The sequence below is a fragment of the Polaromonas sp. genome, assembly GCF_029945895.1.
Lineage (GTDB): Bacteria > Pseudomonadota > Gammaproteobacteria > Burkholderiales > Burkholderiaceae_C > Polaromonas.
Map to the genome: position 1 here is coordinate 29,406 of NZ_JAQSDL010000090.1, position 20,312 is coordinate 49,717.

18 protein-coding genes are annotated in these 20,312 nt (G+C 64.0%); 9 read left to right on the forward strand and 9 right to left on the reverse strand.

Going from position 1 to position 20,312, the window contains the following annotated elements; genetic code table 11:
* Positions 1-6: 6 nt before the first annotated feature.
* From PSV33_RS12680 to PSV33_RS12710, 7 genes are all read right to left on the reverse strand, one after another.
* Positions 7-282, reverse strand: a complete 276-nt coding sequence (locus PSV33_RS12680) for a K+/H+ antiporter subunit F (protein ID WP_300562362.1) — start codon at positions 280-282, stop codon at positions 7-9.
* Positions 279-797 carry a Na+/H+ antiporter subunit E gene (locus PSV33_RS12685; protein WP_300562364.1) on the reverse strand — a complete coding sequence of 173 codons (519 nt, stop codon included), beginning with the start codon at positions 795-797 and terminating at the stop codon, positions 279-281. Before PSV33_RS12685 ends, PSV33_RS12680 begins: the two co-directional genes overlap by 4 nt.
* Positions 797-2,434 (reverse strand): monovalent cation/H+ antiporter subunit D, encoded by a 1,638-nt coding sequence (locus PSV33_RS12690; protein WP_300562366.1) that lies wholly within the window; start codon positions 2,432-2,434, stop codon positions 797-799. Before PSV33_RS12690 ends, PSV33_RS12685 begins: the two co-directional genes overlap by 1 nt.
* On the reverse strand, positions 2,431-2,796 hold the full coding sequence (locus PSV33_RS12695) for a Na+/H+ antiporter subunit C (protein ID WP_300562367.1): 366 nt from the start codon (positions 2,794-2,796) through the stop codon (positions 2,431-2,433). The genes PSV33_RS12690 and PSV33_RS12695 overlap by 4 nt, the downstream gene beginning before the upstream one ends.
* Positions 2,793-5,681, reverse strand: a complete 2,889-nt coding sequence (locus tag PSV33_RS12700) for a monovalent cation/H+ antiporter subunit A (protein WP_300562369.1) — start codon at positions 5,679-5,681, stop codon at positions 2,793-2,795. Before PSV33_RS12700 ends, PSV33_RS12695 begins: the two co-directional genes overlap by 4 nt.
* Before the next feature lie 156 nt (positions 5,682-5,837).
* Positions 5,838-6,926, reverse strand: a complete 1,089-nt coding sequence (locus PSV33_RS12705) for a calcium/sodium antiporter (protein WP_300562371.1) — start codon at positions 6,924-6,926, stop codon at positions 5,838-5,840.
* 51 nt (positions 6,927-6,977) lie between these two features.
* Positions 6,978-7,586, reverse strand: coding sequence for a YqhA family protein (locus tag PSV33_RS12710; RefSeq protein ID WP_300512657.1), 609 nt, complete (start codon positions 7,584-7,586; stop codon positions 6,978-6,980).
* Between the two features lie 159 nt (positions 7,587-7,745).
* Here PSV33_RS12710 and acs point away from each other — a divergent pair, with 159 nt between their 5' ends.
* Positions 7,746-9,746: an acetate--CoA ligase gene (acs, locus tag PSV33_RS12715; RefSeq protein ID WP_300562373.1), complete on the forward strand. Its 2,001-nt coding sequence runs from the start codon at positions 7,746-7,748 to the stop codon at positions 9,744-9,746.
* 205 nt (positions 9,747-9,951) lie between these two features.
* On the opposite strand, the gene PSV33_RS12720 is transcribed toward acs, so the two are convergent.
* On the reverse strand, positions 9,952-10,266 hold the full coding sequence (locus tag PSV33_RS12720) for a c-type cytochrome (RefSeq protein ID WP_300562375.1): 315 nt from the start codon (positions 10,264-10,266) through the stop codon (positions 9,952-9,954).
* 118 nt (positions 10,267-10,384) lie between these two features.
* On the opposite strand from PSV33_RS12720, the gene PSV33_RS12725 reads away from it, so the two are divergent.
* Positions 10,385-10,624 (forward strand): TIGR04438 family Trp-rich protein, encoded by a 240-nt coding sequence (locus tag PSV33_RS12725; protein WP_300512651.1) that lies wholly within the window; start codon positions 10,385-10,387, stop codon positions 10,622-10,624.
* Between the two features lie 183 nt (positions 10,625-10,807).
* On the opposite strand, the gene ilvD is transcribed toward PSV33_RS12725, so the two are convergent.
* Positions 10,808-12,517: a dihydroxy-acid dehydratase gene (ilvD, locus tag PSV33_RS12730; RefSeq protein WP_300562377.1), complete on the reverse strand. Its 1,710-nt coding sequence runs from the start codon at positions 12,515-12,517 to the stop codon at positions 10,808-10,810.
* 121 nt (positions 12,518-12,638) lie between these two features.
* Here ilvD and PSV33_RS12735 point away from each other — a divergent pair, with 121 nt between their 5' ends.
* The 7 genes from PSV33_RS12735 (at position 12,639) to PSV33_RS12765 (ending at position 20,292) form a co-directional block, all read left to right on the forward strand.
* Positions 12,639-13,562 carry a LysR family transcriptional regulator gene (locus PSV33_RS12735; RefSeq protein ID WP_300562379.1) on the forward strand — a complete coding sequence of 308 codons (924 nt, stop codon included), beginning with the start codon at positions 12,639-12,641 and terminating at the stop codon, positions 13,560-13,562.
* 49 nt (positions 13,563-13,611) lie between these two features.
* Entirely contained in the window at positions 13,612-14,418 is an 807-nt protein-coding gene (lgt, locus tag PSV33_RS12740; protein ID WP_300562380.1) for a prolipoprotein diacylglyceryl transferase, read from the forward strand.
* Between the two features lie 310 nt (positions 14,419-14,728).
* Positions 14,729-15,397 (forward strand): GntR family transcriptional regulator, encoded by a 669-nt coding sequence (locus PSV33_RS12745; RefSeq protein WP_300562382.1) that lies wholly within the window; start codon positions 14,729-14,731, stop codon positions 15,395-15,397.
* On the forward strand, positions 15,394-16,887 hold the full coding sequence (locus PSV33_RS12750) for a malonyl-CoA decarboxylase (protein ID WP_300562384.1): 1,494 nt from the start codon (positions 15,394-15,396) through the stop codon (positions 16,885-16,887). Before PSV33_RS12745 ends, PSV33_RS12750 begins: the two co-directional genes overlap by 4 nt.
* 43 nt (positions 16,888-16,930) lie before the next feature.
* Entirely contained in the window at positions 16,931-17,929 is a 999-nt protein-coding gene (locus PSV33_RS12755; protein ID WP_300562386.1) for a tripartite tricarboxylate transporter substrate binding protein, read from the forward strand.
* A 13-nt stretch (positions 17,930-17,942) separates the two neighbouring features.
* Positions 17,943-18,737, forward strand: a complete 795-nt coding sequence (locus PSV33_RS12760; protein ID WP_300562387.1) for an enoyl-CoA hydratase-related protein — start codon at positions 17,943-17,945, stop codon at positions 18,735-18,737.
* Positions 18,738-18,765: 28 nt separating this feature from the next.
* A complete protein-coding gene (locus PSV33_RS12765; protein WP_300562388.1) occupies positions 18,766-20,292 on the forward strand; it encodes a malonyl-CoA synthase in 1,527 nt (508 codons plus the stop codon).
* The last annotated feature ends 20 nt before the right edge of the window (positions 20,293-20,312 follow it).

Below are 20,312 nucleotides of genomic sequence, written 5' to 3' on the forward strand. Positions count from 1 at the left end.
TCCGTTTCATTCGATCACGTCGCCGCGCGTCAGGTAACGAGCCAGCGCCACGGTGGAGACAAAACCGAGCATCGCCATGACCAGGGCTGCTTCAAACAGCACGGGCGTCTGCAGGCGGATGCCCAGCAGGACCACCAGCGCCACCGCATTGAGGTAGAGCGTGTCGATGGCCAGCACGCGGTCGGTGATATGAGGCCCGCGCATCAGACGCCACGCGCACAGCGCCATGGACAGGGCGATGGCACCGACGGCGATGTTGAGCGCCAGGATCAGGATATTCATGAGCTAGCTCCAGGGGCATCGGGCTGGGGTTCAAAAATGGCCAGCAGCAGGTTTTCGTAACGTGTCTTGATGTCGGCCGCCATCTGCGTCGGGTCGCTGCAATCGAGTGCGTGAACCAGGATGTGTTTGCGTTCCTCGTCGATGAGGCAGGAGACTGTGCCCGGCGTGGTTGTGATGATGCTGGCCAGCAGGGCAATGGCCGTCGGGTGGCTGAGCGCCAGTGGCACCGTCACCCAGGCGGGCTGGGGGCGCGACATGGGTCCCAGCACCAGCCGCGCCACCGTGATGTTGGACACCACGATGTCCCACAGCACGACCAGCACCAGACGCAGTGCCGGGGCCAGACGCATGGATTTTGTGGCAGGCAGGAAGTTGTGCAGCAGGCGCGGGACCAGCAGGCCGATCAGCACGGCAGAGATCAGGTGAAACGGTGCCAGTGTGTGTTGCAGCAGCAGCCAGCTGGCGGCCAGCAGCACCGACAGCCAGGGGTGGGGGAACCAGCGCGGTCTTTCCATCACTGGCCTTTCGCGGCAGGCAGCCGCACTTCGCCTTCGCCGCCGCGATAGGGGCGCGTGGTCGTGGCCTCTGTGCCGCCGACCGGGCCCAGCACGGCCCTGGCGTAAGCGGCATGGTCGGCCAGTTGCAAGGCCGCTGCATCGGTGTAGCGCTTGAGCGGGGACGCTGCCACCGCCAGCAGCAGGCTCAGGGCCAGCAGGCTCAGCGTCGCCAGCGTGAGGCGCGAGCTGCTGCCCGGTCGGGCCGACAGGTGATCCGCCGGCAACACGCTCCAGAACAGGATGGAGCCGGCGCGTGCCAGCCCGATCAGCGTCAGGAAGCTGACCACCAGCACCACCGTCCAGACCCACACATGGGCCGGCCCGGTCGCCGAACTTTCCAGAATCATCAGCTTGCCCAGAAAACCGGGCAGCGGTGGCAGGCCGGCGACCGAGGCCGCACCCAGCAGCGTCATCAGGCCCAGCAGCACGGGTTGTTCCACGGGGGTGGCGGGCCGCAGCCGGTCACCGGCTTCGCCGCGCTGGGTGGCCACGAGTTCGACCAACAGGAAAAGCGCAGCGATCACCAGTGTGCTGTGCACCATGTAATAAAGCGCGGCCGACATGGCCTGCGGGGTGAAAAGGCCAATACCGGCCAGGATGGTGCCGACAGACGCCACGGTGAGGTAGGACACCAGCCGCGTCAGGCTGTGCGCCGCCAGCGCGCCCAGCACGCCGAGTGCCATGGTGATCAACGCGACCGGCAGCAGCCAGGGCTCGGCAGCCAGCGCGGCGTGCCCCGCCCCTTCGCCAAGAATCACCGCATGAACGCGGATGATGCCGTAGACGCCGACCTTGGTCATGATGGCAAACATCGCGGCAACGGGGGCGCTGGCTGCCGCATAGGTGCCGGGCAGCCACAGGTAGAGCGGCACAATCGCCGCCTTGAGGCCGAACACGACCAGCAACACCATGGCGCCGGCCTTGAACAGGGTGGCTTCCTGGGGACCGAGTTGCGCCACACGCAGCGCCACGTCGGCCATGTTGAGGGTGCCGGTCACGCCGTAAACGATGGCCAGGCCCACCAGAAACAGCGCGGAGGCCACCAGGTTCAGCACAACGTAGTGCACGCCCGCCCTGAACCGCTCACGCCCCTGGCCATGCACCAGCAGCACATAGGAGGCGATCAGCAGGACTTCAAAAAAGACGAACAGGTTGAACAGGTCGCCCGTCACGAAGGCGCCCGACACCCCCATGAGCAGGAAGTGGGTCATGGTGTGAAAGTGGCGCCCATGGGTGTCCCAGCCGCCTGCGGCATACCAGAGAACCGGCACCGCGATGGTCCAGGTCAGGGCCAGCATCATGGCACTCAGGCGGTCGATGACCAGCACGATGCCGAAAGGCGCAGGCCAGCCGCCCAGCGGGTACACGGTGAGGGCGCCTGTGGCCGCTTCCGTCATGAGGCGCCAGGACAGGATGGCACCCAACACGACCGAGACCATGCTGATCAGGCGTCTGCGCTGCAGCAGCGGCCCGCCGTGGCTGGCTTCGCCGCCATGGTCGCCCATGAGCAGCAGTGCCACGGCCGTGAACAAGGGCAACAGCACCGGCAGCACCGGCAGGTGAGCAGAAAAAACGGCGTGCAGCAAGTCGCTCATGGCGCCTCGTCCCGGGCTTTGCCGGGACCATGGCCGGGCTCATGCCCGTCCACATGGTCGCTGCCGGACTCGTGGCGGCTGCGCAGTGCCAGTTCAATCACAAAACCCGTCGTGGCAAAGCCGATCACGATGGCTGTCAGCACCAGCGCTTGCGGCAGCGGGTCGGCAACACGGCCAGAAGCAGAAAGAATGGGCGCGGCATCCTGCCAGAGGCGACCCATGGCGAAAATGAACAGGTTGACGGCGTAACCCAGCAGGCTCAGGCCCAGCACCACCGGCCAGGTGCGTCCGCGCAGGATCAGGTAAATACCCGTGGCCGTGACCATGCCGATGCCGCTGGCCACCAGAAACTCAAGACTCATGGTTGCACTCCCTGGCGCGAGCTGGGGGCCCGGGCTGTGCCCGATTCGCGGCTCACCGATCCCAGTGTGGAAAGTGACAGCAGCGTGGAACCCACCACAGTGATGTACACGCCCAGGTCAAACAGCGCGGCGGTGGCCAGCGGCAGGTCGCCCAGCAGCGGCACATGGGGATGACCGTGCGCGCTGGTCAGGAAAGGCTGGCCAAGGACAAAAGCACCCACCCCCGTGAGCCCGGCGATGCCCAGACCCAGGCCAATCCAGCGCACAAAACGGCTTCCGCCATCAGCCCGCAGCAAAGCCTCTGCGCGCGACTGGCCCATGGCCATGTATTGCAGCACCAGCGCCACGGCGGTGATGAGCCCGGCAATGAATCCTCCGCCAGGCTGGTTGTGGCCGCGCATGAAGATATAGAGGGTGACCACCAGCGCCAGCGGGAGCACCACACGCGCGGCCACGCGCAGCATCAAGGGCTGGGCGGCAAATGTCCAGGTCAGGCCCTGCTCATCGGTGGCCGGGCGGCGGGTCCGCATTCCGTCCATCAGCGCCAGCACACCGATGGCCGCGATCCCGAGCACGGTAATCTCGCCGAAGGTGTCGTAACCGCGGAAGTCCACAAGAATCACATTGACGACGTTGGTGCCGCCGCCGGCAATCGCCGACTGGTTCAGGAAGTACCACGCAATCGAATCATGATCGCGCGTCAGCATGACCCAGGCCAGCCAGGCGATGCCCGCGCCGCCGCACAGCGCGAGCGCGGCGTCGCGCGTGCGGCGCCCGTTCGAAGACTCGTGCGGAGAGTGCCGCGGCAGCAGCGCCAGCCCCATGAGCAGCAGCACGGTGGAAACCACTTCCACGGTCAGTTGCGTGAGCGCCAGGTCGGGCGCCGAGAAACTGACGAAGGCCAGCGCGGTCACCAGGCCCACCACGCCGACCACCACGACCGACTGGAAACGCTGGTGGTGGTGCAGGACCAACGAGGTGCAGGCCAGCAGCAGCAGGCCCCAGACCACCAGAGCCGCAGGCGACGCAGGCAATAAAACGCGAGAGCCGGTGCCGGGTGCCTCTCCTGAAAGCAGCGCCGCAGCCGCCACTGTCACGGTGGCGATCAGCATCCATGCGATGTAGCGCTGCAGCGAGGCCGTTTCCAGACTGCCGGTGAGGCGACCGGCCAGGTTGAAGAGCCGGTCCGAGCCGCGGGTAAAGAGGTTCAGGCCGGTCAGCAGGCCGAACCAGTTCTCGGAATTCAGGCGATGCAGGCGGCGGCCGCGCGCCAGCAGGAAGTACAGGCCGACGCCACCGGCCAGCGCCAGCACGCTCAGCAACAGCGGCAGGTTCAGGCCGTGCCAGATTGCCAGCTGGTAGTCAGGCGGGGCGGTACCCAGCATGGCGGTGGCGGCGACCAGCACCATGGGCCCGAGGAGCAGCGACGGCAGGATACCGACTGCCACGCAGACACCGGCCAGCAGGATCACCGGGGCTTTCATGCCCAGGGGGGGCTCGTGCGGATGCGGATGGGGCAAATCGCCCGCGGGTCCGTTGAAAAAGACATCGTGCACCAGGCGCACCGAGTAGGCCACGCTCAGCAGCGCGGCCAGCGTGGCGGCCGCGGGCACCGCCCAGCGCCAGCCGCCGGCCTGCGCAAAAGTCACGGCCTCGGTCAGGAACATTTCCTTGGACAGAAAACCGTTGAAAAGCGGCACCCCCGCCATGGCGGCGGCGGCCACCATGGCGAGCGTCGCGGTCCAGGGCATGAGGTGGCGCAGGCCGCCGAGCAGTCGCATGTCTCGCGTCCCGGTTTCATGGTCCACGATGCCGGCAATCATGAACAGTGCCGCCTTGAAGCTGGCATGGTTGAGGATGTGAAACATCGCGGCCACGGCGGCCAGCGGCGAGCCCAGCCCGATCAGGAAGGTGATCAGCCCCAGATGGCTGATGGTGGAGTACGCCAGCAAGGCCTTGAGATCGTGTTTGAAAATGGCGACGAAGGCCGCAAAGGCCATGGTCACCAGTCCGGTGGTGGAGACAATGCCGAAGAAAAGGTCGGTGCCGCCTATGACGGGGGTCAGTCGCGCCATCAGGAAGATCCCGGCCTTGACCATGGTGGCCGAGTGCAGGTAGGCCGACACCGGGGTGGGGGCGGCCATGGCTTGCGGCAGCCAGAAATGGAAAGGGAACTGCGCGCTTTTGGTGAAGCAGCCCAGCAGAATCAGGAGCAGCGCTGCGGGATAACGGCTGTCGGCCTGAATACGTGCGCCCTGGTCCAGCATCAGGCTGAGCTCGTAGGTGCCGGCAATCTGGCCCAGCAGCACAAAGCCACCCAGCATGGCCAGACCGCCTCCGCCGGTAAGCGCCAGCGCCATGCGCGCACCTTCGCGGGATTCGGCGCGGTGGTTCCAGTAACCGATCAGCAGGAAAGAAGAAATGCTGGTCAGTTCCCAGAACACGATCAGCAGCAGCAGGTTGTCCGACAGCGCAATGCCCAGCATGGCCGCCATGAACAGCATCAGGGTGCTGAAAAACTTTCCGACCGGATCGGCCTTGCCCAGGTAGAAATGCGCGTACAGGATGATCAGCAGGCCGATGCCGGTGATCAGCAGCGCAAACATCAGGGACAGGCCGTCCAGCCGCAGGCCGAGATTCAGGCCGATCTCGGGCACCCAGGCGGTGAAGCTGGTTTGCGCCTGCCCGCCCATGATCGCGGGCGCCTGCATCAGCAGCAGGGTGAAGCTGGCGGCAGTGACCGCGGCGGCCAGCCAGGCGGTGCGGCTGCGCTGGCCGGAAGACGGGCGTGCGGCTGAGCCGGACCAGGCGGTGAGCACAGTGCCAGCAATCAGCGGAAGAAAAATGATCAGTAGCAGCAAGGTCTGGAAGTCCCGGGTGTTCATTCCATTCTAGGGGCTGCCTTCGCGCCGACCCTCAGGGTAGTGTGAATGTCCCGGCAGGACGGCCGCAGAAACGTTTCCCGATGGTTCCAGGGCTGATGAGCGCGCCTGCTGCATCGTGCCGCGCGCGCCCTTCAGAAGTCGGGGCTCCTGGAAGCCTCAGGGCGGGTTTTGTGCCGGCGGTACACGCCGGATCAGCACCACGATCAGCGTGATCACGGTGATGGGAATCACAAAACCCATGAGGGCCATCGAGTACAGGCCCAGCGCGGCGTGCTGCTGGCTGGCCAGCACCAGATAAACGACATAGGCCACGTAGTACAGGACGAATACACCACCTTCCCAGCGCGCAATTTCGCGGCCAGTCAGAAACACGGGCAGACAGGCCAGGGCGACGGCCATCATGACCCAGAGGTCAAAGTTGAGCAGGGCGGTGGGAACGGCCAGCCCCAGGTCGCCCGAGAGCATGGCGGCCAGACCGAGACAGCCCAGAATGTTGAAGGTGCAGCTGCCCACCACGTTGCCAACGGCGATGTCGCGCTCTCCCTTGAGCGCGGCCATCAGCGACGTTGCCACCTCGGGCATGGACGTGCCCGCCGCGACGATGGTCAGGCCGATGACCAGATCACTGATGCCCAGGGCCTTGGCAAAAATCACCGAGGCATTCACCAGCCATTCAGACCCCAGCACCAGCAACCCCAGCCCGACGACGATCAGAAGAAGCTGGACGGGAAGGCTGGCATCCCAGCCGCCGGGCCGGGCGGGCGGCAGCTCGGCGGCGTATTCGTCCTGCGCAGCCCGTGTCTCCTTGCGCGACTGGATGACCAGGAAGACGGTGTAGGCGATCAACAGCGCGAACAGGATGACGCCATCCATGAAGCCCAGCCTGTTGTCCTGGGCAAAGACCAGCAAGAGCAGACTGGCGCCTATCATGATGGGCACCTCCTGGCGAATCAGCTGGATGTTGACCACCAGGGGAATGACCAGCGCCGACAGTCCCAGAATGAACAGCACGTTGAAGATGTTGCTGCCCACCACGTTGCCCAGGGCCAGATTGGTCTGGCCGTTGAGGACCGCGCCCGCGGAAACCGCCATCTCCGGTGCGCTGGTTCCGAAAGCCACGATGGTCAGTCCCACGACCAACGGTGAAATGCCAAAGGACAGCGCCAGTTTCGATGCACCTCGTACCAGCAACTCGGCGCCAGCCACCAGGCCAATCAGGCCGCCTATGAACAGCAGTATGGTCATTTATGGCTTTCGTGGAGCGGGTTCGGGGGGTGGAAGGTCCCGCGGACGTGGTCAGTGTTTCTGCGAGCCGGAGCCCGACATCAGTTTGTCGGTGTAGGCAATCGCCAGGGCCGACAGCAGGAAGGTGATGTGGATGGCGGTTTGCGCAATCAACACCCGGTCGGTGTAGTTGTCGGCGTTGATGAAAGTCTTGAGCAGGTGGATCGAACTGATGCCGATGATGGCGGTGGCGAGCTTGACCTTGAGCACTGACGCGTTGACGTGGCTCAGCCACTCGGGCTGGTCGCGGTGGCCTTCAAGGTTCATTCGGCTGACGAAGGTTTCGTAGCCGCCGACAATCACCATGATCAGCAGATTCGAGATCATGACCACGTCAATCAGCGCCAGCACCACCAGCATGATGACCGTTTCGTTGAGCGTCACGATGGGTGCCGAGGTCTTGTAGCCTATGCTCGTGATCAGCGCCTGCAAGGCGGTCTGGCTGCCGAAGGCCGCCTCGATCAGATGCAGCAGCTCGACCAGAAAATGAAAGACATAGACGCCCTGCGCAGCGATCAGGCCGACATACAGCGGCAACTGCAGCCAGCGGCTGGCGAAAATGAAATTGGGAATCGGGCGCAGCGGCGAAACTTTGGCCGGGGTGTTCTTGGGTTCTGACATGGGGGGAGTGAGGGTTTGTACGGAATGGCCGGATTGTAGGCGCGCTACCCCATGGGCCCGGATTCGGGTTAAATTGGCAAGCTCAATGCCAGTCAGTGGACTGTAAGTGCCGAATGTGACATTTGCACGCATTCGCCTAAAACCCAGGAGACCATCACCATGAGCGCGCCTTCATCCTCTGCCATCGAGTCCACACTGGTTGAAAACCGGGTCTTTTTCCCCAACCCCGAACTGGCCAAGTCGGCCCGCATCCCCGGCATGGAGGCCTATCAGGCGTTGTGCGCGGAAGCCGAGAAAGACTTCGAGGGATTCTGGGCCCGGCTGGCGCGCGAGAACCTGAGCTGGAAGAAACCCTTCACGCAAACGCTGGACGAGTCGAACGCGCCTTTCTACCAATGGTTTGCCGACGGCGAACTCAACGCCTCCTTCAACTGCCTGGACAGGCACCTCGGCACCGCCACCGAGAACAAGAAGGCCATCATCTTCGAGAGCGACGACGGCAAGGTCACCAACGTCACCTACAAGGAACTGCACGGCAAGGTCTGCCAGTTTGCCAATGCGCTCAAGGCCATGGGCATCAAAAAGGGCGACCGCGTCGTCATCTACATGCCGATGACGGTCGAAGGCGTGGTCGCCATGCAGGCCTGTGCGCGCATAGGCGCGACCCACTCGGTGGTGTTCGGCGGCTTTTCCGCCAAGAGCCTGCAGGAGCGTATCCAGGACGCCGGCGCGGTCGCCGTCATCACCGCCAACTACCAGCTGCGCGGCGGCAAGGAGTTGCCGCTCAAGGCGATTGTCGACGAGGGCATCGCCATGGGCGGCTGCGAGTCGATCAAGAACGTGATCGTCTACCAGCGTACGGCCACCGCCTGCAACATGGTCGCCGGGCGCGACAGCCTGATGCACGAGATCACGGCGAAACAGCCGGCGACCTGCGAGCCCGAATTCGTCGGCGCAGAACACCCGCTGTTCATCCTTTATACCTCCGGCTCGACCGGCAAGCCCAAGGGTGTGCAGCACAGCACCGGCGGCTACCTGCTGTGGGCCAAGCTGACCATGGACTGGACCTTCGACATCCAGCCGTCCGACGTGTTTTGGTGTACGGCCGACATCGGCTGGATCACCGGCCACACCTATGTCGCCTATGGCCCGCTGGCCGCTGGCGCAACGCAGGTGATTTTTGAAGGCATTCCCACCTTCCCGAATGCCGGCCGTTTCTGGCAGATGATCGAAAAACACAAGGTCACGATTTTCTACACCGCACCGACCGCGATCCGCTCGCTGATCAAGGCGGCCGAAGCCGACGAAAAAATCCATCCGGCACGTTCTGATTTGAGCAGCCTGCGCATTCTCGGAACGGTGGGTGAACCGATCAACCCCGAGGCCTGGATGTGGTACTACAAAAACGTCGGTGGTGAGCGCTGCCCGGTGGTCGACACCTTCTGGCAAACCGAGACCGGCGGGCACATGATCACGCCTCTGCCGGGCGCAACGCCCCTGGTCCCCGGCAGCTGCACCTTGCCGCTGCCCGGCATCATGGCGGCCATCGTGGATGAACTCGGCAAGGACGTGCCCAATGGCTCCGGCGGCATGCTGGTGGTCAAACGCCCGTGGCCGTCGATGATCCGCACCATCTGGAACGATCCCGAGCGTTTCAAAAAGAGTTATTTCCCCGAGGAGATGGGCGGCACGATCTACCTGGCGGGCGACGGCGCAGTGCGCAGTACCGACCGCGGCTACTTCCGCATCACCGGCCGCATTGACGACGTGCTCAATGTCTCCGGTCACCGCATGGGCACGATGGAAATCGAGTCGGCGCTGGTCTCGCATTCGGCACTGGTGGCCGAGGCGGCCGTGGTGGGCCGGCCCGACGACCTGACCGGCGAGGCGATTGTGGCCTTCGTGGTGCTCAAGCGCTCGCGGCCCACCGGCGAAGAAGCCAAGGCGATTGCGAAAGAGCTGCGCGATTGGGTCGGCAAGGAGATCGGGCCCATTGCCAAGCCCAAGGACATCCGTTTCGGCGACAACCTGCCCAAGACCCGCAGCGGAAAAATCATGCGCCGCCTGCTGCGCGGCATCGCCAAGGGCGAAGCCATCACCCAGGACACCTCGACCCTGGAAAACCCGGCCATCCTTGATCAACTCTCCGAGAATCTTTGATCAAGGGCGGCCGAAAGGCCGCGCCAGCGAAGCTGTGGCCGGGTGCGGGGGACACTCATATCGCGAAGCGATGTGAGGTGGCCACAAAACCCGGCGATCCTCGATCAGATTTCGGAAAACTTGTGATCGAGGGCGGCGCCAGTAGCGCCGCGCCCATGAAAAAAGCCCGCTGAACCAGCGGGCTTTTTTATACCGGAGGACCGGTTTATTTTTGCGTCAGTACCCAGGCTGCCAGTTTTTTGGCTTCATCGGCATTGACCTGGGCATTGGCCGGCATGGGCACAGGGCCCCACACCCCCGAACCGCCCTTGACGATTTTTGCAGCGAGCTTGTCAACGGCGTCCTTCTGACCCGCGTATTTGGCCGCCACGTCCTTGTAGGACGGGCCGACCAGCTTGGTCGCCACGGCATGGCAGGCCATGCAATTTTTGGCGGTAGCCAGTTGCAGGTCCGCCAGGGCGGGGGTGGACACGGCAAAACCGGCGGCCAGGGAAGCAATCACTAAGCAGAGACGTTTCATCGTTGACCTCGTGGGGGAGTTATGGATTCGGATTCGGTTACAGTCATTCAACGTCATTGTAGTAGGCCGGGTTGACCTTGCTTTCAAAGGGTTACCCCCGGTTTTTCAGGAGTCTTCCATGTTATTTTTGTTTTTGGGCATCGTCGGCATTGCCTTGAAGTATCTCGAGGTTGCGCCGGTGGCCGGCTGGCCCTGGTGGGTGGTGCTGGCGCCGTTCGGCCTGGCGGTGATCTGGTGGTGGTGGGCCGACAAGTCCGGACTCACCGAGAAAAATGCCATGGAGAAAATGGAAAAACGCAAGAAAGAGCGGATTGACCGGCAACGCGATGCCATGGGCATGCTCAAAAAAAGGAAGTAGAGCCCCCACGCTTGTCACTTCGTGTACTGCGCTGCCCCCGAGGGGGCCGCTGCGCCTGCGGACTGGCGGAGCCAGATCCGCGGCCCCTGCTTGAATAAGAGCCGCTCGCTGCGCTCCAGCGCAAACAAAAAAGCCCCTGCAATTTTGCCGGGGCTTTTTTGTTGGTGAGGGCGCTGCTGCGATTCAATAGTCGTCGAGCACCGCGCCCTTGCTGGCGCTGGAGGCGTTGAAGGCGAACTTGGCCTGCACGCCGCGGATATAACGCGGCAGGGGCGCTTTCCAGCCCTCTTTGCGTTTGGCCAGGTCGGCATCGCTGATATTGAGCTGGAGCAACAGTTGTTTGGCGTCGATGGTGATCGAGTCGCCTTCGTTGATAAAGGCAATGTTGCCGCCGGCCGCCGCTTCCGGCGCGACGTGACCCACCACCATGCCCCAGGTGCCGCCCGAAAAGCGGCCGTCGGTGATCAGGCCGACGCTTTCACCGAGGCCCGCTCCTATGAGCGCGCCGGTCGGTGCCAGCATTTCCGGCATGCCCGGGCCGCCTTTGGGGCCGAGGTAACGCAGCACCATCACGTCGCCTGCGACGATCTTGCCGGCCAGAATGGCTTCGAGCGCGGACTGCTCATCGTTGAAAACACGGGCCGGGCCGGTCATCACCGGGTTTTTCAGGCCCGTGATCTTGGCGACGCAGCCTTCGGGCGAGAGGTTGCCCTTGAGGATGGCCAGGTGACCCTGGGCATACATCGGCTTGTCGATGGGGCGAATCACCTTCTGGTCGGCGCGCGGGGCGTCGGGCACGTCTTTCAGCACCTCGGCAATCGTCTTGCCTTCAATGGTCAGGCAGTCGCCGTGCAGCAGACCGGCCTTGAGCAGCATCTTCATGACCTGCGGAATGCCGCCGGCCTGGTGCAAATCCACCGCGAGGTACTGGCCGCTGGGCTTGAGGTCGCAGAGCACCGGGGTTTTCTGGCGCACGCGTTCGAAGTCGTCGATGGTCCAGTCCACGTCGGCGGCATGGGCGATGGCCAGGAAATGCAGCACGGCGTTGGTCGAGCCGCCGGTCGCCATGATCACGGCGACGGCGTTTTCGATGGATTTGCGGGTCACGATGTCGCGCGGCTTGATGTTCTTGCGTATCGCTTCGACCAGCACCTTGGCGGACTCCTTGGCCGAGTTGGCTTTTTCGTCGTGCGGGTTCGCCATGGTCGACGAGTAGGGCAGGGAGATGCCCAGCGCCTCGAAGGCGGACGACATGGTGTTGGCGGTGTACATGCCGCCGCAGCTGCCGGTGCCGGGAATCGCGCGGCGCTCGATCTGCAGCAGGTCTTCGTCGCTCATGCGACCGGCGGCGTGTTCACCGACGGCCTCGAAGACGCTCACGATGTTCAGATCCTTGCCCTTGTAGTGGCCCGGAAGAATGGTGCCGCCGTAGACGTAAATGGAGGGTACGTTGGCGCGCAGCATGCCCATCAGGCCGCCCGGCATGTTCTTGTCGCAGCCGCCGACCACCAGCACGCCGTCCATCCACTGGCCCTGCACGCAGGTCTCGATGCAGTCGGAGATCACCTCGCGGCTGACCAGCGAATACTTCATGCCCTCGGTGCCCATGGCCATGCCGTCGGAAATGGTCGGTGTGCCAAAGACCTGCGCATTGCCGCCGGCTTCCTCGATGCCGGCAATCGCCGCATCGGCGAGCTTTTGCAAGCCGCTGTTGCAGGGCGTGATGGTGCTGTGCCCGTTGGCCACGCCGACCATGGGCTTCTTGAAGTCCCCGGCTTCGTAACCCATGGCGTAGTACATCGAACGGTTCGGTGCGCGCGAGGTGCCTTCGGTGATGTTTCTGCTGCGGCGGTTGATGGCGTCGCCGATGCTGTCTTTGTCCTGTTGTGTCATGGAATGTCTCGGGGGTGGGGAAGATGGGAAAGATGGGAAAGATGAGGCAAAAGCCAGAGTATGCGCCGCGCCATCAAGCGGCTCCAATATATTTTTAATGGTGCATTAATATGTATGGGATATGACTACTCCGACCATAGAACTCCGGCTCTGGCGCCAGTTTGTGGCCGTGGCCGAAGAGCTGCATTTCGGGCGCGCCGCGGTACGCCTGCACATGACGCAGCCGCCGCTGACCCAGGCGATTGCCCATCTGGAAAAGCTGCTGGCGGTGCAGCTGTTCGAGCGCACCACACGCAGCGTGCACATGACCGCAGCGGGCGTGGCGCTGCTGCCGCAGGTGCTCGACCTGCTGGCGCGGGCGCAGGCGCTGCCGGGGCAGGCCAGGGCCGCAGCGGCGGGTGAAATCGGTCGCCTGCGCCTGGCGTTCATATCGACCGCCGGCTTTTCACTGCTGCCTGCCTGGGTTCGGGCGTTTCGTGAACAGGAGCCGCAGGTGCAGCTGGAACTGCTTGAGGCCACCGGCGACATGCAGTTGCAGGCTTTTGAACGCCATGACATTGACGCGGGGATCATGCTGCATTCCCCGGGTTTTGCGCCAGCCGGTCTGACGCGCCGGCTGATCGCCCGGGAAGCGCTGGTGCTGGCGCTGGCCGAGCAGCATCCGCTGGCTGCGAAGGCGACCCTGGGGCTTGACGAGGTGCTGACGCAGCCGCTGGTGATTTTTCCGCGGCGCATCCTGCCCTCGCTGCACGACGCGATCTTCGGCATGTACCATGCCGCCGCACAGTCACCGCAGGTGGCGCAGGAGGCCATCCAGATGCAGACCATCGTGAACCTCGTATCGGCCGGCCTGGGCGTCGCCTGGGTGCCTGACAGCGTGCGGCAGTTCCAGCGGCCCGGCGTGGTGTATCGCACCGTGGCGGGCAGAAAGGGGCGGCCTGTGCCGGTTTGCGAGACCAGCCTGTTCTGGCCTGTGGAGGCTGTCAATCCCTGTCTTGAGCGACTGGTGGCGTTTGCACCGAGAGCTCCGGCGCTGCCGGTCTGACGGCCCCGCACGTCGCCTGGCGCCGTTGCACGCTGGCACAATAAGCCGCATGCTGATTCACCCCACCATCGATCCCGTCGCCCTGCAACTGGGGCCGCTGGCCATCCACTGGTATGGCCTGACCTACCTGGCTGCTTTCGGCCTGTTCCTGTTTCTCGGCTTGCGCCGCCTGCGGCATGAGCCCTATGCGTCGATGACGGGCGCGGCCGCCTGGGGCCGCAAGGACATCGAGGACATCCTGTTTCTGGGGGTGATGGGGGTGGTGGTGGGTGGGCGCATCGGCTACTGCCTGTTCTACAAGCCCGGTTATTACCTGGCGCATCCGCTGGAAATTTTCTACGTCTGGCAAGGCGGCATGAGTTTTCACGGCGGCCTGATCGGCGTGTTGCTTTCGCAGGTGTGGTTCGCGCGCACGCGGAAAAAGCCCTGGTTGCAGGTGATGGACCTGGTCGCGCCCTGCGTGCCCACCGGGCTGGCGGCGGGGCGAGTCGGCAACTTCATCAACGGCGAGTTGTGGGGTCGCTTCAGCAGTCCCGATCTGCCCTGGGGCATGGTGTTCAAACACAGCGGCTCCATGCTGCCGCGTCATCCCTCGCAGGTCTACCAGTTCCTGATGGAGGGGCTGCTGCTTTTCGTGCTGCTGTGGCTGTACGCACGCAAGCCGCGCAAGACCGGGCAGGTGTCGGCGGCGTTCCTCGTCGGTTACGGCGTGTTCCGTTTCATCGCCGAATTTTTCCGCGAGCCGGATGACTTCCTCGGCGTGCTGGCACTCGGCATGAGCATGGGCCAGTGGCTGTGCCTGCCGATGATCGCCGCCGGGGTCTGGCTCTGGCTGTGGGCTGAAAAAAGAAACTAAAAACGGCTTCAGCCCTTGCTGATCGGGCGCATACAGCTATCTTTTTGGTAGCTGACTTCAGGCCCGCCCCACCTGCAACAGCGCTCACCCGCCATTTTTTTAAGCTCCGGAGACTGCGGGTTTTTACCTGTTGGTTTGTCGCGGAAGCCGCTTGCGCCCGACAGAGTCGTTCATCATAATTATGTGTAATTACATAAAATTACGAATCAGATGCCCAAAAAAGGTGGGACGGGTGCTCGCAGAAGCGAGGCGCCCGCAACCGCAACCGCCCAGGCACTGTGCCGCACACGACGACCAACGGATATCCACCATGCGACTCGTCCAGAATTCATTGCACCAGGAAGTGGCTGCCACCCTGCGTGAGCAGATTTTTGCCGGCACCTATGCGCCCGGCAGCTTTCTGGACGAGCTGGTCCTGTGCGAGCGGCTGCAGATTTCCCGCACGCCGCTGCGCGAGGCGCTGAAGGTGCTGACGGCGGAGGGGTTGCTCCGCCACGAGCCGCGGCGCGGCTGCTTCATCAGCGAGGTCACCGAGAAGGACCTGGACGACATCTTTCCGGTGATTGCCCTGCTGGAAGGGCGCTGCGCCTACGAGGCTGCACGCAATGCGAGCGACGCCGACCTGGCGGCGCTGACCACGCTGCACGAGCGGCTGGCCGGGCACGCCGGGGCCGGCCGCATCAACGAGTACTACGACACCAATTTCGCGATCCACGAAGCCATCATCACGCTGGCCGACAACCGCTGGCTGGCCACGGCGATTGCCGATCTGCGCAAGATCCTCAAGCTGGCGCGTGCGCAGCAGCTGCATGCGCCTGGGCGTCTGGCGCAAAGCCTGTCGGAGCACATGGCGGTGTTTGCCGCGCTCAAGGCCCGTGACAGCGAAGGCGCCGACGCCGCCATGCGCACCCACCTGACGCGCCAGCGCGAAGCCTTGCGCGAACTGGCCCGCCATCAGCGCACGCGGGTGGCCTCATGACCGCTGCCGACTGGATCAACCGTAGCGTGTCGCGTTTTTCAGGCGACAAAAAGACGGCATCGAAACCGGCCGAAGCCGCCATGGGGCCTGCGCATGAGGCGCCCAAAAAAGTAGCGCCCGGGGCTCCAGCGGAGACACCGTCGCCGGCCCGTTCCACCCGCGAACGCCTGAAGGCTACCTTGCGGCAAAAAGAAGAGGCGCTGTCGCCGCGTGTGTTGCGCCGCACGCTGGAGGAACTCAGGGCCATCGTGGACCCGCAGGTCAGCGAGGTTGAGGGCGGTCGCCGCGCCAAGGGTGTGGCCGGCTGGTATGCCGGCGCCGCATTGAACGAGCGGCGCGACATGTGGCTGCTGATGAGCGAGCAGTTTGTCGCCGATGCACAGAAGGTCAAGCTCGCGCAGGCCCAGTTTGCCGCCGCCGTGGGGACACCCGACGAGGCTGTTGCCGAGGTGCGTTACCGCCGCGCCACCGTGTCCCCGCGCAGGCGTTTGCTGCAGCGCTTCAGCGCATTTCCGGAAGGCATACGCTTTCTGGTCGACATGCGCGCAGACATGCTGCCTTATCTCAAGGCAGACAGGCGGCTGCAGGCGCTCGATGTCGAGATGGAGTACATGTTCTCGACCTGGTTTGACGTGGGTTTTCTGGACCTGCGCCGCATCAGCTGGGACTCTCCGGCATCGCTGATTGAAAAGCTGATCAAGTACGAGGCGGTGCATGACATCAAAAGCTGGGCCGATGTGAAAAACCGGCTCGACAGCGACCGGCGCTGTTACGGTTTTTTTCATCCGCGCATGCCCGATGAGCCGCTGATTTTTGTCGAGGTGGCGCTGATGGACGAGATGGCTGCCGGCATCACACCGCTGCTCGACGAGTCGGCCGCGCCGGCAGATCTGGCCAAGGCGACCACGGCAATTTTTTACTCCATCAGCAACACGCAGGCGGGCCTGCGCGGCGTGAGTTTCGGCGACTCGCTGATCAAGCGGGTGGTGGAAACGCTGCGTGCCGAATTTCCGCGGCTCAAACACTTTGCGACCCTCTCGCCGATTCCCGGATTCCGTCACTGGCTGGGGAAACACGCTGCTGCGATGCTGACGCAGATCGACGACAAGGAGCGCGCCGCGCTGGGCAGGGCGATCGGGTTTGAACCCCCCACCGCGCAGCATTTCCTCAGCGCCACCGACCATGCGCCCCAGCTGGACGAGAAGTCGCCGGTGCGCCGCATGTTGCTGCGCTGCGCGGCGCATTACCTGGGGCGCGAACTCGACGATGGCAAACCACTGGACGCCGTGGCGCGTTTCCACCTCGGCAACGGTGCACGCATCGAGCGGCTCAACTGGATGGGCGATCCGTCAGCCAAGGGGCTCAGGCAGTCCTGCGGCCTGATGGTCAACTATCTCTACGACCTCAAACGCCTGGACAAGCACAGGGCGCTGCTTTCACAGGGGAAAATCCCCGTATCGGGTGACATCGAAGATTTGTATATTTCGTAAGCGCACTAACCAAGCCGTATTTCAACAACGACAGGAGACAGACATGACATCGAACTTTGACATCAACGCGTCCCGACGCAATGTGCTGCGTGCGGCGGCCGCCGGCGTTGCCGCGTTTTCACTGGGCAGCCATGCGCAATCGGGCTGGCCCGCCAAGCCGGTGACCATGATTGTTCCCTTTCCTGCGGGCGGTGGCACGGACGCATTTGCGCGTCCCATGTCGGCGCAGTTTGCGCGCCTGACCGGCAAGCAACTGATCATCGACAACCGCGGTGGCGCCGGCGGTACGCTGGGCGCCAGCATCGCCGCCAAGGCCGCGCCGGATGGCTACACCCTGTTCATGGGCGCGGTGCACCACACCATTGCGCCCAGCATGTACCCCAAGCTCGACTACGACATCGAGAAAGACCTGGTGCCTTTGATCCTGGTGGCCAGCGTGCCGCAGGTCATTGTTGTCAACCCGCAGAAACTTCCAGTGGCCAATTTCAAGGAATTCCTCGAGTACACCCGCAAAAATCCGGCCAAGCTCAACTACGGCTCGGCCGGCGCCGGCACCTCCCACCATCTGGCCGGCGAACTGTTCAAGCAGCAGACCAGGACCTTTATCACCCACATTCCCTACCGCGGTGCCGGCCCGGCCTTGCAGGGCCTGATTGCCGGCGATGTCGAGATGATGTTCGACGGCCTGGGCTCATCGGCCAGCCATATTGCCGGCGGTCGCATCAAGGCCCTGATGGTGGCGGGCAACAAACGCAATCCCGCCATTCCGGACGTGCCGAGCGCCGCCGAAGTGGGCCTGCCCGACTACAACGTGACGACCTGGTACGGCGTCTGGGGCCCCAAGGGCATGCCGGCCGATGCGCAGGCCCGCGCGATCGAGGAAATCCGCAAGGCCTGCACCACCGACGAAGCCAAGGCCGTCTGGGCACGCCAGGGAGCGGAGTTTGCCGGCCTGAGCGGCCCGCAGTTCGGCAGCTTCGTCAGCGCCGAAGTCAAGAAGTGGACGCAGGTGGTGAAGGCGTCCGGCGCGAAGCTGGACTGAGCTCAGGACTTGCATGACAGGACAGGTTCTGCTGGCCACGGACGGCCCCATCGCCATGGTCACCCTGTCCCACCCGGGCAAGCTCAACGCCATGTCGCGTGCCATGTGGCAGCAGCTGCGCGAGGTGTTCACCGGCCTGCAACAGCGCGGCGATGTGCGCTGCGTGCTGCTGCGCGGGGAGGGCGCCAGTTTCTGCGCGGGCGGCGACATCGCCGAGTACCCGGACTTCCGTTTTGACGAGGCCGCCCTGCGCGGCTTCCATGAAAACGAGGTTTGGGGCGGCCTGCAGGCCATGCTCGATTGCGACGTTCCCATCGTCGCGCAGATCGAGGGAGCCTGCATGGGCGCGGGCATGGAGATCGCGAGCTGCTGCGACATCCGGCTGTCCAGCGTGTCGGCGACCTTTGGCGCGCCGATAGGCAAGCTCGGTTTTCCGATGGCGCCGCGAGAGGCCGCGCTGGTGATGCGCGCCGCGGGCGCGCTGACGGCGCGCGAGATGCTGCTGGCAGCAGCGGTGCTTGATGCGGCTGCCATGCTGCAGCGCGGCTTTCTGAACCACGTGCTGCCGGACGGCGAGGTCGGCGCGCAGGGCCTGGCGACGGCCGGCCGTGTGGCCAGGCTGGCGCCCGCGGCTGCACGCCTGAACAAGCAGACTTTTCGGGCTCTGGCCCGGGAAGGGCGGGCGCAAGCTGCTACTGATCTGATAGCAACGGCGTATGCCTACGCCAACTCCGCCGAACACCGCGAAGGTGTGTCGGCTTTTATTGAAAAGCGTCCCCCGCATTTCCGGGCGGGCAGCGAGCTTTGATTTTTTTCGATTTCCAGGTAACCACGCGATGAAAAACAACAACCTGTTTGCCGCCCTGCGCGCAGCCTTTCCCAAAGACCTCGATGCGGTGGCGGTGGAAACCGACACCGGCCTGAACTACTCCTGGCGCGACCTCGAACGCTCCACTGCCATGCTGGCCAACCTGCTGCAGTCGCTGGACCTGCCGCCAGGCGCGCGCATCGCCGTGCAGGTTGAAAAATCGGTCGAGGCCATGATGCTTTACCTGGCCACGCTGCGGGCTGGTTATGTGTTTTTGCCGCTCAACACCGCCTACCAGAGCGCCGAGATCGAATATTTCATCGCCAACGCCGAACCCTCGGTGGTGGTGTGCAGCAAAAAGAACTTCGGCTGGGTCAGCAAGATCGCCTTCAAGGCGGGCACGCAGAACGTCTTTACGCTCGACGACGACCGCACCGGCTCGCTGCTGGAGCGGGCCGCAGCACTACCCGAGGGCAGCGACCGACACGAGGTGGTGCAGCGCGGCGCGGACGACCTGGCGGCCATTCTCTACACCAGCGGTACCACCGGCCGCAGCAAGGGCGCCATGCTCTCGCACGGCAACATGTTGAGCAATGCACTGGTGCTCAAGGACTACTGGGCCTGGGAACCCGGCGACGTGCTGATCCATGCGCTGCCCATCTTCCACGTGCACGGCCTGTTCGTGGCGATCCACGGGGCGCTGATCAACGGCAGCAAGATGATCTGGCTGGCGAAGTTCGACCCCAGGCTGGTGGTGCAGAAACTGCCCGAGGCCACGGTCTTCATGGGCGTGCCCACGCTGTATGTGCGCCTGCTGGCCGAGCCCGGACTGACGCGCGAAGCCTGCCGCCACATGCGCCTGTTCATCGCAGGCTCGGCGCCGCTGCTGATTGAAACTTTCACCGAATGGCAGGAGCGCACCGGCCACACCATTCTCGAGCGTTACGGCATGAGCGAGACCGCCATGCTGACCTCCAACCCCTACAAGGGCGAGCGACGCGGCGGCACCGTCGGGTTTGCCTTGCCCGGCGTCAGCCTGCGGGTGCAGGACGATGCCGGCCAGCCCCTGCCCACGGGCGAGATCGGCGGCATCCAGGTCAAGGGGCCGAACGTCTTCAAGGGTTACTGGCGCATGCCTGAAAAGACGAAAGAAGAGTTCACCGCCGATGGTTATTTCAAGACCGGCGATGTCGGCAAGATCGACGAGCGCGGCTACATCACCATTGTCGGGCGCAGCAAGGACCTGATCATCAGCGGCGGCTACAACGTCTACCCGGCCGAGATCGAGGGTTACATCAACGATATGTCGGGCGTGGCCGAAAGCGCGGTGATCGGTGTGCCGCACCCGGACTTCGGTGAAGTTGGCGTCGCCATCGTGATCGCCAAGCCTGGCGCAAAGCTGGATGCCGAGCAGATCATCGCGCGGCTCAAGGCGCAGCTTGCCAACTTCAAGATTCCCAAACGCTGCTTCATCGTCGGCGAGTTGCCGCGCAACACCATGGGCAAGGTCCAGAAAAACGTTCTGCGCGAGCAGCACAAGGCCCTGTTTGCCTGAAGCCTGACAGCCCGGCGATT

What these genes read in the sequence shown, in the direction of transcription:
- PSV33_RS12680 (WP_300562362.1), bottom strand. Translation starts at nt 282, where the DNA reads ATGAATATCCTGATCCTGGCGCTCAACATCGCCGTCGGTGCCATCGCC.
- PSV33_RS12685 (WP_300562364.1), bottom strand. Translation starts at nt 797, where the DNA reads ATGGAAAGACCGCGCTGGTTCCCCCACCCCTGGCTGTCGGTGCTGCTG.
- PSV33_RS12690 (WP_300562366.1), bottom strand. Translation starts at nt 2,434, where the DNA reads ATGAGCGACTTGCTGCACGCCGTTTTTTCTGCTCACCTGCCGGTGCTG.
- PSV33_RS12695 (WP_300562367.1), bottom strand. Translation starts at nt 2,796, where the DNA reads ATGAGTCTTGAGTTTCTGGTGGCCAGCGGCATCGGCATGGTCACGGCC.
- PSV33_RS12700 (WP_300562369.1), bottom strand. Translation starts at nt 5,681, where the DNA reads ATGAACACCCGGGACTTCCAGACCTTGCTGCTACTGATCATTTTTCTT.
- PSV33_RS12705 (WP_300562371.1), bottom strand. Translation starts at nt 6,926, where the DNA reads ATGACCATACTGCTGTTCATAGGCGGCCTGATTGGCCTGGTGGCTGGC.
- PSV33_RS12710 (WP_300512657.1), bottom strand. Translation starts at nt 7,586, where the DNA reads ATGTCAGAACCCAAGAACACCCCGGCCAAAGTTTCGCCGCTGCGCCCG.
- acs (WP_300562373.1), top strand. Translation starts at nt 7,746, where the DNA reads ATGAGCGCGCCTTCATCCTCTGCCATCGAGTCCACACTGGTTGAAAAC.
- PSV33_RS12720 (WP_300562375.1), bottom strand. Translation starts at nt 10,266, where the DNA reads ATGAAACGTCTCTGCTTAGTGATTGCTTCCCTGGCCGCCGGTTTTGCC.
- PSV33_RS12725 (WP_300512651.1), top strand. Translation starts at nt 10,385, where the DNA reads ATGTTATTTTTGTTTTTGGGCATCGTCGGCATTGCCTTGAAGTATCTC.
- ilvD (WP_300562377.1), bottom strand. Translation starts at nt 12,517, where the DNA reads ATGACACAACAGGACAAAGACAGCATCGGCGACGCCATCAACCGCCGC.
- PSV33_RS12735 (WP_300562379.1), top strand. Translation starts at nt 12,639, where the DNA reads ATGACTACTCCGACCATAGAACTCCGGCTCTGGCGCCAGTTTGTGGCC.
- lgt (WP_300562380.1), top strand. Translation starts at nt 13,612, where the DNA reads ATGCTGATTCACCCCACCATCGATCCCGTCGCCCTGCAACTGGGGCCG.
- PSV33_RS12745 (WP_300562382.1), top strand. Translation starts at nt 14,729, where the DNA reads ATGCGACTCGTCCAGAATTCATTGCACCAGGAAGTGGCTGCCACCCTG.
- PSV33_RS12750 (WP_300562384.1), top strand. Translation starts at nt 15,394, where the DNA reads ATGACCGCTGCCGACTGGATCAACCGTAGCGTGTCGCGTTTTTCAGGC.
- PSV33_RS12755 (WP_300562386.1), top strand. Translation starts at nt 16,931, where the DNA reads ATGACATCGAACTTTGACATCAACGCGTCCCGACGCAATGTGCTGCGT.
- PSV33_RS12760 (WP_300562387.1), top strand. Translation starts at nt 17,943, where the DNA reads ATGACAGGACAGGTTCTGCTGGCCACGGACGGCCCCATCGCCATGGTC.
- PSV33_RS12765 (WP_300562388.1), top strand. Translation starts at nt 18,766, where the DNA reads ATGAAAAACAACAACCTGTTTGCCGCCCTGCGCGCAGCCTTTCCCAAA.